Source organism: Serratia rhizosphaerae (assembly GCF_009817885.1).
Taxonomy (GTDB): domain Bacteria; phylum Pseudomonadota; class Gammaproteobacteria; order Enterobacterales; family Enterobacteriaceae; genus Serratia_B; species Serratia_B rhizosphaerae.
The window spans coordinates 4263596-4279709 of the sequence record NZ_CP041764.1; the positions used below are offsets into that span (position 1 = coordinate 4263596).

Below are 16114 nucleotides of genomic sequence, written 5' to 3' on the forward strand. Positions count from 1 at the left end.
AACGATAAAAGCCTTCAGGAGAACTCCGGATGAGCAAATTTTTAGACCGGTTCCGCTACTTTAAACAGCTGGCGGAGCCGTTCTCTGGTGAACATGGCCAGACGCTTAACAGTAACCGAGACTGGGAAGACGGCTACCGCAGCCGCTGGCAGCACGACAAAATCGTGCGTTCGACCCATGGCGTCAACTGCACCGGTTCGTGCAGCTGGAAGATCTACGTGAAAAATGGTCTGGTGACCTGGGAAACCCAGCAGACCGACTACCCGCGTACCCGTCCCGACTTGCCGAACCACGAACCGCGCGGCTGCCCGCGCGGCGCCAGCTACTCCTGGTATCTGTACAGCGCCAACCGCCTGAAATATCCGCTGATGCGCAAACGCCTGCTGAAGCTGTGGCGCGAAGCCAAGGCGCAGCACAGCGATCCGGTTGAGGCCTGGGGCGCCATCGTCAGCGATCCGGACAAGGCCAAGAGCTATAAAATCGCCCGCGGCCGCGGCGGCTTTGTGCGTTCCAGCTGGCAGGAGGTGAACGAACTGATTGCCGCCTCCAACGTCTATACTGCAAAAACCTTCGGCCCTGACCGTATTATCGGCTTCTCGCCGATCCCGGCGATGTCGATGGTGTCTTATGCGTCCGGCGCGCGTTACCTGTCGCTGATCGGCGGCACCTGCCTGAGCTTCTACGACTGGTATTGCGATCTGCCGCCGGCGTCGCCGATGACCTGGGGCGAGCAGACCGACGTACCGGAATCCGCCGACTGGTATAACTCCTCCTACATTATCGCCTGGGGCTCCAACGTGCCGCAGACCCGCACGCCGGACGCTCACTTCTTTACCGAGGTGCGCTACAAGGGCACCAAAACCGTGGCGGTGACGCCGGACTACGCCGAAGTGGCCAAGCTCTGCGACCAGTGGCTGAATCCGAAGCAGGGCACCGACAGCGCCATGGCACTGGCGATGGGCCATGTGATGCTGAAAGAGTTCCATCTGGATCGTCAGGTAGGCTATTTCCGCGATTACGTGCGTCGCTATACCGATATGCCGATGCTGGTGCTGCTGGAGCCGCGCGACGAGGGTTACTACGCCGCCGGCCGCATGCTGCGCGCCAGCGATCTGGTGGACGCGCTGGGGCAGGACAACAATCCGCAATGGAAAACCATCGCGCTGGATGAGAAAAGCGGCCAACTGGTGGCGCCGCAGGGGTCAATCGGTTTCCGCTGGGGCGAGCAGGGCAAATGGAACCTGGAACAGCGCGCCGGTCAGGCGCAGCAGCAGGTTGAGCTGCAGCTGAGCCTGCTGGGTTCGCACGATGAGGTGGCCGAGGTCGGCTTCCCGTATTTCGGCGGCGCGGAAAGCGAACATTTCAACAGCGTGGCGCTGGAGCAGGTGTTGCGCCATAAGCTGCCGGTCAAGCGGCTGCAACTGGCGGACGGCAGTGAAGCATTGGTGGCCAGCGTCTACGATCTGACGATGGCGAACTACGGTCTCGATCGCGGGCTGGACGACGCCAACTGCGCCGCCGACTACGACGATATTAAGGCCTATTCTCCGGCCTGGGCGGAGCAGATCACCGGCGTTTCCCGCCATAATATCATCCGCATCGCGCGCGAATTTGCCGACAACGCCGAGAAAACTCACGGCCGCTCCATGATCATCGTCGGCGCCGGTATGAACCACTGGTACCACATGGATATGAACTACCGCGGCCTGATCAATATGCTGATCTTCTGCGGCTGCGTTGGCCAGAGCGGCGGCGGCTGGGCGCACTACGTCGGCCAGGAGAAGCTGCGCCCGCAAACCGGCTGGCAGCCGTTGGCGTTCGGCCTTGACTGGCAGCGTCCGCCGCGCCAGATGAACGGCACCTCATTCTTCTACAACCACTCCAGCCAGTGGCGTTATGAAACCGTCGCTACCGAGGAACTGCTGTCGCCGCTGGCGGATAAATCCCGCTTCAGCGGCAGTTTGATCGACCTCAACGTGCGCGCCGAACGTATGGGCTGGCTGCCGTCCGCGCCACAGCTGAACACCAACCCGCTGCGGATTGCGGCGCAGGCGGCCGCGGCCGGGCAATCGCCGCTGGATTATACCGTCGATAGCCTGAAGCAGGGCGCGCTGCGCTTTGCCGCCGAACAGCCGGACGACCCGCAGAACTTCCCGCGCAATCTGTTCGTCTGGCGCTCTAACCTGCTGGGGTCCTCCGGCAAAGGCCATGAGTATCTGCTCAAGTACCTGCTGGGGACGGAAAACGGCATTCAGGGGACGGATTTGGGGCAGCAGGGCGGCGTTAAACCGCAGGAGGTGGAATGGCAGGATCAGGGCGGCGAAGGCAAGCTGGATCTGGTGGTGACGCTCGATTTCCGCATGTCCAGCACCTGCCTCTATTCCGACATCGTGCTGCCGACCGCCACCTGGTATGAAAAAGACGACATGAATACCTCGGATATGCATCCGTTTATTCATCCGCTGTCGGCGGCGGTCGATCCGGCCTGGGAATCGAAGAGCGACTGGGAAATTTACAAGGGTATTGCCAAAACCTTCTCTGAGGTGTGCGTCGGCCACCTGGGGCAGGAAACCGACGTGGTGACGCTGCCGATCCAGCATGACTCCGCCGCCGAGCTGGCGCAGCCGCTGGGCGTACAGGACTGGAAAAAAGGCGAATGCGACCTTATTCCGGGCAAAACCGCGCCGCACATCATGGTGGTTGAGCGTGACTATCCGGCTACCTATGAGCGCTTTACCTCGCTCGGCCCGCTGCTGGACAAGCTCGGCAACGGCGGTAAGGGCATCAGCTGGAATACTCAAAATGAAGTCGACTTCCTGAAACAGCTGAACTACGTGAAGACCGATGGCCCGGCAGCCGGCCGGCCGAAGATCGACAGTGCGATTGACGCGGCGGAAGTGATTTTGTCGCTGGCGCCAGAGACCAACGGCCAGGTGGCGGTAAAAGCCTGGCAGGCGCTCAGCAACATCACCGGCCGCGACCATACGCATCTGGCGCTGAACAAGGAAGATGAAAAAATCCGCTTCCGTGATATTCAGGCCCAGCCGCGCAAGATCATCTCCAGCCCGACCTGGTCCGGTCTGGAAGACGAGCACGTCTCCTACAACGCCTGCTACACCAACGTGCACGAGCTGATCCCGTGGCGCACCCTCAGCGGCCGCCAGCAGCTTTATCAGGATCACGAGTGGATGCGCGCCTTTGGCGAGAGCCTGCTGGTCTACCGTCCGCCGATCGACACCCGCGCCGCGCAGCCGCTGCTTAACCGGCAGCCGAACGGCAATAAGGAGAAGGCGCTCAACTTCCTGACGCCGCACCAGAAATGGGGCATTCACTCCACCTACAGCGACAACCTGCTGATGCTGACGCTGTCGCGCGGCGGGCCGATCGTCTGGATGAGCGAGGAGGACGCCGCCGATTTGGGCATTGCCGATAACGACTGGATTGAAGCGTTCAACGCCAACGGCGCGCTGACCGCCCGTGCGGTGGTCAGCCAGCGCATTCCGGCCGGTATGACCATGATGTACCACGCGCAGGAGCGCATCGTGAATATTCCGGGTTCGGAGATCACCAGCCAGCGCGGCGGTATCCATAACTCGGTCACCCGCGTCTGCCCGAAACCGACGCATATGATCGGCGGCTATGCGCAGCTGAGCTATGGCTTTAACTACTACGGCACCGTCGGCTCCAACCGCGATGAGTTTGTGGTAGTGCGCAAGATGAACCGTATCGATTGGTTGGACGGCGAAGGTAACGACGATACCCAGGGCAGCCAGCAGGAGAAAGCCAAATGAAAATTCGTTCGCAAGTCGGCATGGTGCTGAATCTGGACAAATGCATCGGTTGTCATACCTGTTCGGTCACCTGTAAGAACGTCTGGACCAGCCGCGAAGGCGTGGAGTACGCCTGGTTCAACAACGTGGAAAGCAAACCGGGCGTCGGCTATCCGCACGCCTGGGAAGATCAGGAGAAGTGGAAAGGCGGCTGGATCCGCAAAATCAACGGCAAGCTGGAACCGCGCATGGGCAGCCGCGTCGGCGTGCTGTCGAAGATTTTTGCCAATCCGCACGTGCCGGCGCTGGATGATTACTACGAACCGTTTGACTACGACTACCAGCATCTGCACACCGCGCCGCAGGGCAAGCAGCAGCCGATCGCCCGGCCGCGATCGCTGATCACCGGCCAGCGCATGAAGAAGATCGAGAACGGTCCGAACTGGGAAGAGATTCTTGGCGGCGAGTTTGAAAAGCGCTCGCAGGATAAAAACTTCGCCAATATGCAAAAGGCGATGTACGGCCAGTTCGAAAACACCTTCATGATGTATCTGCCGCGCCTGTGTGAGCACTGTCTGAATCCGGCGTGCGTGGCGACCTGCCCGAGCGGCGCTATTTATAAGCGCGGTGAAGACGGCATTGTGCTGATCGACCAGGACAAGTGCCGCGGCTGGCGCATGTGCCTGACCGGCTGCCCGTACAAGAAAATCTACTTTAACTGGAAAAGCGGCAAGTCGGAGAAATGTATTTTCTGCTACCCACGCATCGAGGCCGGCCAGCCGACCGTCTGTTCGGAAACCTGCGTTGGGCGTATCCGCTACCTGGGCGTGCTGCTGTATGACGCCGACCGTATCGAACAGGCGGCGGCGACGGAAAATGAGCAGGATCTGTATCAGAGCCAGCTGGATATCTTCCTCGACCCGCACGATCCGGCGGTGATAGCCCAGGCGCTGGCGGACGGCGTGCCACAGAGCGTGATCGACGCCGCGCAGCAGTCGCCGGTGTACAAAATGGCGATGGACTGGAAGCTGGCGCTGCCGCTGCACCCGGAATATCGCACCTTACCGATGGTGTGGTACGTGCCGCCGTTATCGCCGATTCAGTCGGCGGCGGATGCCGGCGAACTGGCGCACAACGGCGTACTGCCGGACGTCGACAGCCTGCGCATCCCGGTGCAGTACCTGGCGAACCTGCTGACCGCCGGCGATACCGCGCCGGTGCTGCTGGCGCTGAAACGCATGCTGGCGATGCGCCACTACAAGCGCGCTGAAAGCGTGGACGGCGTGGTGGACACCAGCGCGCTGGAGCAGGTGGGACTGAGCGAAGCGCAGGCGCAGGAGATGTACCGCTATCTGGCGATCGCCAATTACGAAGACCGCTTTGTGGTGCCGTCCAGCCACCGCGAGCTGGCGCGCGAGGCCTTCCCGGAAAGCAAAGGCTGCGGCTTCAGCTTCGGCGACGGCTGCCACGGCAGCGACGGCAAGTTCAACCTGTTCAACAGCCGCCGTATCGATGCGATTGACGTGACGCAGAAAACCGCGCGTCAGGAGGATGCCTCATGATGACGTTACGGATTATTGCCCGCCTGCTGGACTATCCCGATCAGGCGTTGTGGGATCATCAGGATGAGCTGCTGGCGGCGCTGGAGCCGGCCTGCGAGCTGGATCTGCACAACAGCGCGCAGCTGATGCAGTTTATCCGCGAGTTGTGCGCCCGCCCGCTGCTGGACACGCAGGCCGACTATTGCGAGCTGTTTGACCGCGGCCGCGCCACCTCGCTGCTGCTGTTTGAGCATGTGCACGGCGAATCGCGCGACCGCGGGCAGGCGATGGTCGACCTGATGACGCAGTATCGTGCCGATGGGTTACAGATCGACAGCCGCGAACTGCCGGATTTTCTGCCGCTGTATCTGGAGTATCTCGCCAGCCGCAGCCATGAGGCGGCGCGCGAGGGCTTGCAGGACATCGCGCCGATTCTGGCGCTGCTGGGCGCGCGCCTGCATCAGCGCGGCAGCGCATATGGCGTGCTGTTCGACATTCTGCTGGCGCTGTCCGGCAGCGATATTCAGGCGCAGGCGCTGCAGCAGCAGGTGGCCGCAGAGGCGCGCGATGATACGCCGCAGGCATTGGATGCGGTATGGGAAGAGGAACAGATTAAGTTTCTCGGCGAACCGCAGGGCTGCGCTTCCGCGCAGCAAACCGCACACCAGCGGCGCTTCGCCGGTGCGGTGGCGCCGCAGTATCTCGATCTGTCGGATGCGTTAACCGGAACCCAAGGACGCTAATCATGCAATTTCTCAATCAGTTTTTCTTCGATATCTATCCGTATCTGGCGGGGACGATTTTTCTGGTCGGCAGTTGGCTGCGCTACGATTACGGCCAGTACAGCTGGCGCGCCGGCTCCAGCCAGATGCTGGATAAAAAGGGGATGCGGCTGGCCTCCAACCTGTTTCACATCGGCATCCTGGGGATTTTCTTCGGCCACCTGTTCGGCATGCTGACGCCGCACTGGATGTATCAGGCATTTTTGCCGATCGACGTGAAGCAGAAGCTGGCGATGATCGCCGGCGGCATCTGCGGCCTGATGACGCTGGCGGGCGGCGCGCTGCTGCTGAAGAGGCGTCTGACCAACCCGCGGGTGCGGGCGACCAGCAGCGTCGCCGATATTCTGATCCTGACGCTGCTGGTGGTGCAGGTCTGTCTGGGGCTGCTGACCATTCCGTTCTCCGCCCAGCATATGGACGGCAGCGAGATGATGAAGCTGGTGGGCTGGGCGCAGGCGGTGGTGACCTTCCAGGGCGGCGCGTCGCAGCACCTTGACGGTGTGGCGCTGATCTTCCGCCTGCATATGGTGCTGGGGATGACGCTGTTCGTGCTGTTCCCGTTCTGTCGTCTGGTGCATATCTGGAGCGCGCCGGTCGAGTATCTGACCCGCCGTTATCAGCTGGTGCGCAACCGTCGTTAAGTATTTTAACAATCTCTCTGATACAGACAGATGCCGTATGGTATAAGCCATACGGCTCTTTGAGCTTTTAGCTTATACAGTTATCATTCCGACGGAATTCTTTGATTCAAAATGCTTATGTCGTCCAGTTCTGTTTCTCTTGAACTAAGATTCAACGCATAGAATTGAGGGATGGTTTTTTTTTATCGTTTTATGGGATGCTGATTGATGAATAAATTGCTGTTGGGGGTGTTGGTTATATCTTTGGCAGGGTGTTCGGCAAAGTATAGTGAAAGTATATTGGATAAACCGGAAGAGAATTTAGTAAGAGATAAGCCAATAATCATTGCAGAGCCAGCAAAAGGGTCGTACGGCAGTATTCAGTATATAGACTCAGGAAAAATGACAGCTGAAGCAATTAAAACAGCATTTTCTCCTTATGCTGATACGGTTACAATCAAATCAGAGTGTAGAGACCTAGTATGCTTGAGTAAAGCGATAGGTACCTCCAATGGATATTATGTAGTCCCAGAGATCCTTCACTGGGAGGATCGAGCAACAGAATGGTCAGGTATTCCAGATAAAATAGATATAAAACTGTCAGTTTATGATGGAAGCCAGAAAAGGGTTGCCTCGACGTTACTGTCAGGGAAAAGTAAATGGATGACGTTTGGCGGAGATCACCCTCAAGACTTACTTGCTGATCCTATAAATAACTATGTGAAATCATTATATTAAAAAGTTCATTTTAGCTTTTAACTCAATGTAGTATAATCATGGTTTAATAATTAATAAGAACGCCACCGAATGGGTGGCGTAATTTTTTGAATTCATTGTTAATGCGACTTCATCCCCGCTGCGGTCATCAGCATGCGGAAAATCGTCGCCACCACAAACAGCCCCAGCACGCTGGCGCTCCAGATGATCACCAGCCAGCCGACGCGTTTCCACCAGGGGGCGGCGTCTTTCTCTTTCATCGTCGCCTCCTTCATCAGTGGTAACCCTGCTCATGGCTCACCTTGCCGCGGAATACGTAGTAGCTCCAGAAGGTGTAGACCAGAATAATCGGGATGATGAACAGCGCGCCTACCAGCATAAAGCCCTGGCTCTGCATCGGCGATGCCGCTTCCCACAGGCTGATGGACGGCGGGATCAGCAGCGGCCAGATGCTGATGCCCAGCCCGCTCAGGCCAAGGAACACCAGCAACAGCGTCAGCAGAAACGGCGAGTAGTGCGCGTCATGATTCACCCCGCGCCAGATGCCCCAGGCGCTCAGCAGCACCAGAATCGGCACCGGCAGCAGCCAGAACAGGTTCGGCAGGCTGAACCAGCGGTCGGCGATTTCCGGATGCGCCAGCGGTGTCCAGATGCTTACCAGCGCCAGAATCACCAGCAGGGCCAGCAGCAGCGGCGTCGCCAGGCGGTACATACGCGCCTGCAGTTCGCCGGCGGTTCTCATCACCAGCCAGGTACAGCCGAGCAGGGCGTAAGCCGCCACCAGTCCCAGGCCGCAGAACAGCGCGAACGGCGTCAGCCAGTCGAGCGGGCCGCCGGCATAGGCGCGGTTCTCAACCGGGAAGCCGTTCAGAATGGCGCCGACCACGATACCCTGACAGAAGGTGGCGAGCAGCGAGCCGCCAATAAAGGCCTTATCCCAGATATGACGCTTGTCGGCGGTGGCCTTGAAGCGGAATTCAAACGCCACGCCGCGGAAAATCAGGCCGATCAGCATCAGCGTCAGCGGAATGGCCAGCGCGTCGAGGATCACCGAATAGGCCAGCGGGAAGGCGCCGTACAGCGCGGCGCCCCCCAGCACCAGCCAGGTTTCGTTGCCGTCCCAGACTGGCGCGACGGTGTTCATCATCACGTCGCGGTCTCTGCTGTCTTTGACCCATGGAAACAGGATGCCGATGCCCAGATCGAAACCGTCCATCACCACGTACATCATGGTGCTGAACACGATAATCAAAAACCAGATAAGCGGAAGATCGATACCCATGTTCAACTCCTGTCGTCCAGATGCTCTTTGACTGCGGAAAGCGGACGCGCCGGCCGGCCTTCGGTGTCGTCCGGCTGCTCGCCTTCATGCGGCTGCGGCCCTTTGCGGATCAGCCGCATCATATAGGCGTAGCCGACGCCGAACACCGAGCAGTACACCACGATAAACGCCAGCAGGCTGATGCTCATATGCAGTTCCCCGTGGGCGGAAACCGCGTCCTTGGTGCGCAGCAGGCCATAGACCACCCACGGCTGACGGCCTATTTCGGTGGTGAACCAGCCCGCCAGCAGGGCGATCAGCCCCGAAGGCCCCATCCACAGCACGAAGTAGAGGAAGGGCTTCGAGTGGTACAGGCCGCCGCGCCAGCGCAGCCACAGGCTCCAGACGCCGGCCAGAATCATCAGCAGGCCCATGGCCACCATGACGCGGAAGCTCCAGAATACGACGGTGGAATTGGGGCGATCTTCCGGCGGGAAGGATTTCAGCGCCGGGATTTGCTCCGTCAGGCTATGGGTCAGGATCAGGCTGCCGAGATAAGGCACTTCCAGCTTAAAGCGCGTCTCTTCCCGTTCCATATCCGGCCAGCCGAACAGGATCAGCGGCGTGGCTTCACCGGCGACGTTTTCCCAGTGTCCCTCGATGGCGGCGATTTTGGCCGGCTGGTGTTTAAGGGTATTCAGACCGTGCGCATCGCCGATAAAAGCCTGAATAGGGGCGACGATCAGCGCCATCCACATCGCCATCGACAGCATGGTGCGCATTGCCGGCGTATCTCGTCCGCGCAGCAGGTGCCAGGCGGCGGAGGCGCCAACAAAGAAGGCGGAAGCCAGGAACGCCGCGGTGGACATATGCAGCAGCCGGTAGGGGAATGACGGGTTGAAAATCACCTTCAGCCACTCCACCGGCACCACCTGACCGTTGATGATTTCATGGCCCTGCGGCGTTTGCATCCAGCTGTTCGACGCCAGGATCCAGAAGGTGGAAATCAGTGTGCCGAGCGCCACCATACAGGTGGCGAAGAAGTGCAAGCCGGGGCCGACGCGATTCCAGCCGAACAGCATGACCCCCAGGAAACCGGCCTCAAGGAAGAATGCGGTGAGCACTTCATAGGTGAGCAACGGTCCGGTGATATTGCCGGCAAATTCGGAGAAAAAGCTCCAGTTGGTGCCGAACTGGTAGGCCATCACCAAACCGGAGACCACCCCCATGCCAAAGTTGACGGCAAAAATTTTCGACCAGAAATGATAGAGCTGCCGATAAGTGTCGTCCTGTGTCTTCAGCCATAAACCTTCCAACACCGCCAGATAGCTGGCTAGCCCAATGGTGATTGCGGGGAACAAAATATGGAAGGATACGGTGAAGGCGAACTGTATTCTGGCAAGCTCGAGTGCATCAAGACCCAGCATAGCGCCCCCTAGGGTTGTACATAACATGACCTCTTCAGTATAGACGTGTTTTTTTCAATGACATCCCGGCGAGAAACCGCGTTCGGATGGCCGTCTGGCGGCGGAAAAATCACCCGTAAATCATCGCCGGAAAGCAAAGAAAACTTGGTGGTCAGTTAAACACGGGGTACATTGACTATAATAGTGACAGTTATTTTACTTTTACCTATAACAGTTTCTTTTGGCGCATTTATGACACGATATGAACAATTGGCGCAGCAAATCCGCGAACAGATCCAAAACCGGGTGTGGCGCGCCGGCGATAAATTGCCGTCGCTGCGGGAAAGCGGCAGGCGTGCGGGACTCAGCCTGATGACGGTGGTGCAATCCTACCAACTGCTGGAAAGCCAGGGCTGGATCGTGGCGCGCCCGCAGTCCGGCTATTACGTGGCCGCCCGGCCGCAGCCGCTGCCGCAGGCGACGCATGGCGAAAAGCTCCTGCTGAGCGAGCAGGTGGATATCAACGCCTTTATTTTCGACGTGTTGCAGGCCTGCAAGGATCCGCAGATTGTGCCGTTTGGTTCGGCGTTTCCGGATGCGACGCTGTTTACCCAGCCGAAACTGGCGCGGGCGCTCAGCAGCGTGGCGCGCAAGTTCACGCCGCACAGTTCGCTGGTTAACCTGCCGCCGGGCAATGATGCGCTGCGGCGCAATATTGCGCAGCGCTATGCGTTAAGCGGCATGCAGGTGGCGCCGGATGAAATTGTCATTACCGCCGGCGCGATGGAGTCGCTCAGCCTTAGCCTGCAGGCGGTCACGCAGCCCGGCGACTATGTGGCCATTGAGTCGCCGGCTTTTTACGGCGCACTGCAGGCGCTGGAGCGGCTGCGCCTGAAAGCGGTGGCGATACCCACCCATCCGCAGCACGGTATTGAACTGGAGCCGTTGGAACAGGCGCTGACGCAGTATCCGATCAAGGCCTGCTGGCTGATGACCCATTTCCAGAACCCGCAGGGCGCCACGATGCCGGAGGCCAATAAACAGCGGCTGGTGGCGCTGCTGCGGCAGCGGCAAATCGCGCTGATTGAGGATGATGTCTACGGCGAGCTCTATTTCGGCGCTGAACGGCCGCTGCCGGCCAAGGCGCTGGACACGGACGGTCTAGTGCTGCACTGCTCGTCCTTCTCCAAGTGTCTGGCGCCGGGTTTTCGCGTCGGTTGGGTCGCCGCCGGCCGGCAGGCCGCACAGATCCAGCGTCTGCAGCTGATGAGCACCGTATCCGCCAGCGTACCGATGCAGATGGCGATCGCCGATTACCTGCTACACGGCGGTTATGACACGCATTTGCGGCGTTTACGTCGCCTGCTGGCGCAGCGGCAAAGCGCGATGCGTCAGGCGATTGCGCATTATTTTCCCCCGACGGTCAACGTCAGCCAGCCGGACGGCGGCTATTTTTTATGGCTGGAGCTGGCGCCGGGCCTGTCGGCGATGGCGCTGTACCAGCGGGCGCTGGCGCAGGGCATCAGTATTGCGCCCGGTCGTATGTTTACGACCGGCGACCATTTCAACCACTGTTTCCGCCTGAACGCCTCGTTTGAGTGGAATGACCGGCTGGAAGCGGCGATCCGCACCCTCGGCGAGCTGATCCGCCAGCAGTCGCCGGAATCCTAGGGGAATTTCCCGCCGTATCGCTGGGGCAAAATAGGGCATGTGCACCGTAATGGCGCATCACTGTGCGGCCGACATTCGTTAGGCCGCTTATTTTTTGCGAGCGCGATCAGAAAAAACAAAACTTTTTGCTAATGAATAGTATTTCGTTGTCTGTGGCGTTTTCAGGCCGCGTTTTTACATTTATGCAGTATAAATGCATAAAATATGCATACGTATGCAATATAAGCCATTGTTTTAACGAAAAAAAATGAGAAATACCTCCCAAATCCGCTGTTGGCACGAGAACTGCTCTACACTCTTTATCAAACGGCATGTATTTTAACTGTCCGTTAACATTAATGGCCCGTTGCTGGCTGAGCTACACGACAGATATAGTAAAAAACCGCCTTTATGTAACAGATTTGTATCTCAAACGCCGGTGAAAGAGAGCATTATCATCGCCAGGCGCCATCAGATTCCGAGCGGTTTTTTGTATTGTTGTATCGCTTTACCGCGCAGAAACGGCCCTTCGGCTCAAAAATCTGTTTTTCGCTTACGTCATGAGGTCACTATGGAACAGCCAATCGCAGTTACCCGCCAGTCTTTCGACGACTGGATGATCCCGGTTTATGCTCCCGCCGATTTTATTCTGGTGCGCGGCGAGGGTTCCCGCGTCTGGGATCAGCAGGGTAAAGAGTATATCGACTTTGCCGGCGGTATTGCGGTGAACGCGCTGGGGCATGCGCATCCGGTGGTGAAGGCTGCGCTGGTGGAGCAGGCCGGCAAACTGTGGCACCTGGGCAACGGTTATACCAACGAGCCGGTGCTGCGCTTGGCGAAGATGCTGATTGACGCCACTTTCGCCGACAAAGTCTTTTTCTGTAACTCCGGCGCGGAAGCCAACGAAGCGGCACTGAAGCTGGCGCGCAAATATGCGCTGGATAAGTTCGGCGCCGAGAAAAACCAGATTGTGGCCTTCAACAATGCCTTCCACGGCCGCACGCTGTTTACCGTTTCCGCCGGCGGACAGCCGAAGTATTCGCAGGACTTTGCGCCGCTGCCGGGCGGCATCACCCATACGCCGTATAACGATCTGGCCGCGGCGGCGGAAATGATTAACGACCGCACCTGCGCGGTGATCGTCGAGCCGATTCAGGGGGAAGGCGGCGTGCTGCCGGCCGACGGTGAATTCCTGCAGGGGCTGCGCGAGCTGTGCGATCGCCACAACGCGCTGCTGATTTTCGATGAGGTGCAAACCGGTATGGGCCGCACCGGCGATCTGTACGCCTATACGCAGTACGGCGTGGTACCGGATGTGCTGACCACCGCCAAAGCGCTGGGCGGCGGCTTCCCGATCGGCGCGATGCTGACCACCGATGCGCTGGCGACAACCCTCGGTGTCGGCACGCACGGCACCACCTACGGCGGTAACCCGCTGGCGACGGCGGTGGCCGGTGCGGTGTTCTCGCTGATCAATACGCCGGAAGTGCTGAACGGGGTGAAGCAGCGCCATCTGTGGTTTATCGAGGAGCTGAATAAAATTAATCAGCAGTACCCGATTTTCTCTGAAATCCGCGGCGGCGGCCTGCTGATTGGCTGCGTGCTGAAGCCGGACTATGCCGGCAAAGCCAAACAAATTACCCAGTATGCCAATGAAGAAGGGGTGATCGCGCTGATCGCCGGGCCGAATGTGGTGCGCTTCACGCCGTCATTGGTGATCCCGGAAGCGGACGTACGCGAAGGACTGGCGCGCTTTGCGCGAGCGGTAGCACGTATTTGCAGCTAATTTCTCGGCGGCGTCGTCAGCGGCGCCGCCGAATGACGTAGAGGTTCGCATTATGATGATTATTCGCCCCATTGAGCGTCGTGATTTGTCAGATCTGCTGACGCTGGCCGGTAAATCCGGTATTGGCCTCACCTCTTTGCCGCAAAATGAAGATACCTTGTCGGCACGCATTGAGCGGGCGCTGAAAACCTGGCAAGGCGAACTTCCCCCCGGCGAACAGTGCTATCTGTTTGTGCTGGAAGACAGCGAGCGCCAGCAGGTGGTGGGCGTCAGCGCCATTGAGGTCGCAGTGGGACTGACGGAGCCGTGGTACAGCTTCCGGGTTGGCTCACAGGTGCATGCCTCCAAGCCGCTGGGCGTCTACAAAACGGTGCCGACGCTGTTTCTCAGCAATGACCACACCGGCCATTCCGAACTCTGCACGCTGTTCCTCGATCCGGACTACCGTCACGGTGAAAACGGCAAATTATTGTCTAAAGTGCGTTTCTTGTTTATCGCCGCTTTCCGCGAGCGCTTCGCGCGCAAACTGATTGCCGAAATGCGCGGTTTTTCCGATGAAGACGGCCGTTCGCCGTTTTGGGAAAACGTCGGCAGCCACTTCTTTTCGATTGAGTTCGCCGAGGCGGACTATCTGAGCGGCACCGGCCAGAAAGCGTTTATCGCCGAGCTGATGCCGAAGCACCCGCTATACGTTGATTTTTTGTCGCAGGATGCGCAGCAGGTGATTGGCGAAGTGCATCCGCACACCGTGCCGGCGCGCCGTTTACTGGAAGCCGAAGGCCTGCGCTATCAGGGCTATGTCGATATCTTCGACGGCGGCCCGACGCTGGAAGCGGAAATCGACGATATCCGCGCGGTGAAACACAGCCGGCTGGTAAAAGTGGTGCTGGATGAGAAGCCGATGCGCGCCGATGCGCCGCTGCTGCTGGTGGCCAACGAAAACTATCAACACTATCGCGCGCTGCTGGTCGCGGCCGATCTGTATGACGACCGTCTGCACATGAACGCCGCCACCGCTGCGGCGCTCGGCGTGGAGCAGGGCAGCCCGGTGCGCGTGGTGGCCCTTTTTACACAGGAGAAAGTTTAATGTCACATGCGGCACTGTTAATTAATGGCGTCTGGCGGCCGGGGCATGGCGCGGCGTTCAGTAAAACCGACCCGGTTGATAATCAACCGTTGTGGCAGGCCAACGGCGCCGATGCCGGCGACGTGGATGCCGCCTGCGAAGCGGCGCGCAACGCGTTTCCTGCCTGGGCGCGTACCCCGTTTGCCGAACGTGATCAACTGGTGAAACGCTTTGCCGCGCTGCTGGAAGAACATAAGACGCAGCTGGCGGAAACCATCAGTCGTGAAACCGGAAAACCACGCTGGGAAACGCTGACCGAAGTACAGGCGATGATCGGCAAGGTGGGCATTTCCTTGCAGGCTTACCAGGCCCGCACCGGTGAAAGCCGCAGCGAAATGGCCGACGGCGCGGCGACGCTGCGTCACCGTCCGCACGGAGTGTTGGCGGTGTTCGGCCCTTACAACTTCCCGGGGCATCTGCCTAACGGCCATATTGTTCCGGCGCTGCTGGCGGGTAACAGCGTGGTGTTCAAGCCCAGCGAGCTGACGCCGTTAACGGCGGAGGTGACGCTGAAGCTGTGGCTGCAGGCCGGGCTGCCGGACGGGGTGATCAACCTGGTGCAGGGCGGGCGGGAAACCGGCGAAGCGCTGGCGGCCAACCCGCAGATTGACGGCCTGTTGTTTACCGGCAGCGCAGGCACAGGTTACCAGCTGCATCGTCAGCTGGCGGGGCAGCCGGAGAAAATTCTGGCGCTGGAAATGGGCGGCAATAACGCGCTGATCGTGGAAGAGATCGACGATTGCGATGCTGCGGTTAATCTGGCTATCCAGTCGGCGTTCATCTCCGCCGGACAGCGTTGCACCTGCGCACGGCGTATTCTGGTGAAACGCGGCGCGCAGGGCGATGCCTTTGTCGAGCGTCTGGTGCAGGTAGCGGCCGCGCTGCGCATCGGCCGCTGGGACGCCGAACCGCAGCCGTTTATGGGCGGGGTGATCTCTTCGCCGGCGGCGGAGAAAATGCTGGCGGCGCAGCACCACCTGCTGTCGCTCGGCGGCAAGGCGCTGCTGACCATGCAGAGGCTGGAAAGCGGCAGCGCGCTGCTCAGCCCGGGAATCATTGATGTCAGCGAAGTGCCGGCGTTGCCGGATGAAGAATACTTCGGGCCGCTGACCACCATTATTCGCTATGACGGCTTCGACCAGGCGCTACGCATCGCCAATCAGACGCGTTACGGCCTGTCGGTGGGACTGATCTCGCCGCAGCGCGCCCAGTTTGAGCAACTGCTGCTGGAAGCGCGCGCCGGTATCGTCAACTGGAATAAACCGTTGACCGGCGCATCCAGCGCCGCGCCGTTCGGCGGGGTTGGCGCGTCGGGCAACCATCGCCCCAGCGCTTACTACGCGGCGGACTATTGCGCCTGGCCGATGGCGTCGTTGGAAAGCGAAACCTTGCAGATGCCGGCCAGTTTGTCCCCTGGCGTGTCCTTTAATTAATCGCGAAAGGGTCGGCTGATTG

12 protein-coding genes are annotated in these 16114 nt (G+C 59.4%); 9 read left to right on the forward strand and 3 right to left on the reverse strand.

Annotated elements, in window-relative coordinates:
- The first annotated feature begins 29 nt into the window (after positions 1-29).
- The 5 genes from FO014_RS19735 to FO014_RS19755 all read left to right on the forward strand — a co-directional run bounded on the left by FO014_RS19735 (position 30) and on the right by FO014_RS19755 (position 7451).
- Entirely contained in the window at positions 30-3791 is a 3762-nt protein-coding gene (locus FO014_RS19735; RefSeq protein WP_160030755.1) for a nitrate reductase subunit alpha, read from the forward strand.
- Positions 3788-5332, forward strand: a complete 1545-nt coding sequence (narH, locus tag FO014_RS19740; RefSeq protein WP_160030756.1) for a nitrate reductase subunit beta — start codon at positions 3788-3790, stop codon at positions 5330-5332. Before FO014_RS19735 ends, narH begins: the two co-directional genes overlap by 4 nt.
- Positions 5329-6054 (forward strand): nitrate reductase molybdenum cofactor assembly chaperone, encoded by a 726-nt coding sequence (gene narJ / locus FO014_RS19745; protein ID WP_160030757.1) that lies wholly within the window; start codon positions 5329-5331, stop codon positions 6052-6054. Before narH ends, narJ begins: the two co-directional genes overlap by 4 nt.
- A 2-nt stretch (positions 6055-6056) precedes the next feature.
- A complete protein-coding gene (gene narI, locus FO014_RS19750) occupies positions 6057-6734 on the forward strand; it encodes a respiratory nitrate reductase subunit gamma (RefSeq protein WP_062778904.1) in 678 nt (225 codons plus the stop codon).
- A gap of 207 nt (positions 6735-6941) precedes the next feature.
- Complete coding sequence (locus FO014_RS19755; protein ID WP_246168013.1) at positions 6942-7451, forward strand: DUF4823 domain-containing protein; 510 nt, start codon at positions 6942-6944, stop codon at positions 7449-7451.
- Between the two features lie 98 nt (positions 7452-7549).
- Here FO014_RS19755 and FO014_RS19760 read toward each other — a convergent pair whose 3' ends face one another.
- The 3 genes from FO014_RS19760 to FO014_RS19770 are packed head-to-tail and all read right to left on the reverse strand — an operon-like array spanning position 7550 to position 10118.
- Entirely contained in the window at positions 7550-7705 is a 156-nt protein-coding gene (locus FO014_RS19760; protein ID WP_370446954.1) for a DUF2474 domain-containing protein, read from the reverse strand.
- Positions 7705-8712 (reverse strand): cytochrome d ubiquinol oxidase subunit II, encoded by a 1008-nt coding sequence (cydB, locus tag FO014_RS19765; protein ID WP_105231519.1) that lies wholly within the window; start codon positions 8710-8712, stop codon positions 7705-7707. The genes FO014_RS19760 and cydB overlap by 1 nt, the downstream gene beginning before the upstream one ends.
- 2 nt (positions 8713-8714) lie before the next feature.
- Positions 8715-10118: a cytochrome ubiquinol oxidase subunit I gene (locus FO014_RS19770; RefSeq protein ID WP_160030759.1), complete on the reverse strand. Its 1404-nt coding sequence runs from the start codon at positions 10116-10118 to the stop codon at positions 8715-8717.
- Between the two features lie 231 nt (positions 10119-10349).
- Here FO014_RS19770 and FO014_RS19775 point away from each other — a divergent pair, with 231 nt between their 5' ends.
- From FO014_RS19775 to astD, 4 genes are all read left to right on the forward strand, one after another.
- The gene (locus FO014_RS19775; protein WP_160030760.1) at positions 10350-11768 is read left to right on the forward strand and encodes an aminotransferase-like domain-containing protein; all 1419 of its coding nucleotides are present in this window, start codon (positions 10350-10352) and stop codon (positions 11766-11768) included.
- A gap of 550 nt (positions 11769-12318) precedes the next feature.
- Positions 12319-13533 carry an aspartate aminotransferase family protein gene (locus tag FO014_RS19780; protein WP_105231516.1) on the forward strand — a complete coding sequence of 405 codons (1215 nt, stop codon included), beginning with the start codon at positions 12319-12321 and terminating at the stop codon, positions 13531-13533.
- A 52-nt stretch (positions 13534-13585) separates the two neighbouring features.
- Complete coding sequence (astA, locus tag FO014_RS19785; protein WP_105233402.1) at positions 13586-14620, forward strand: arginine N-succinyltransferase; 1035 nt, start codon at positions 13586-13588, stop codon at positions 14618-14620.
- Positions 14620-16092, forward strand: a complete 1473-nt coding sequence (gene astD, locus FO014_RS19790) for a succinylglutamate-semialdehyde dehydrogenase (RefSeq protein WP_160030761.1) — start codon at positions 14620-14622, stop codon at positions 16090-16092. Before astA ends, astD begins: the two co-directional genes overlap by 1 nt.
- Positions 16093-16114 lie beyond the last annotated feature (22 nt).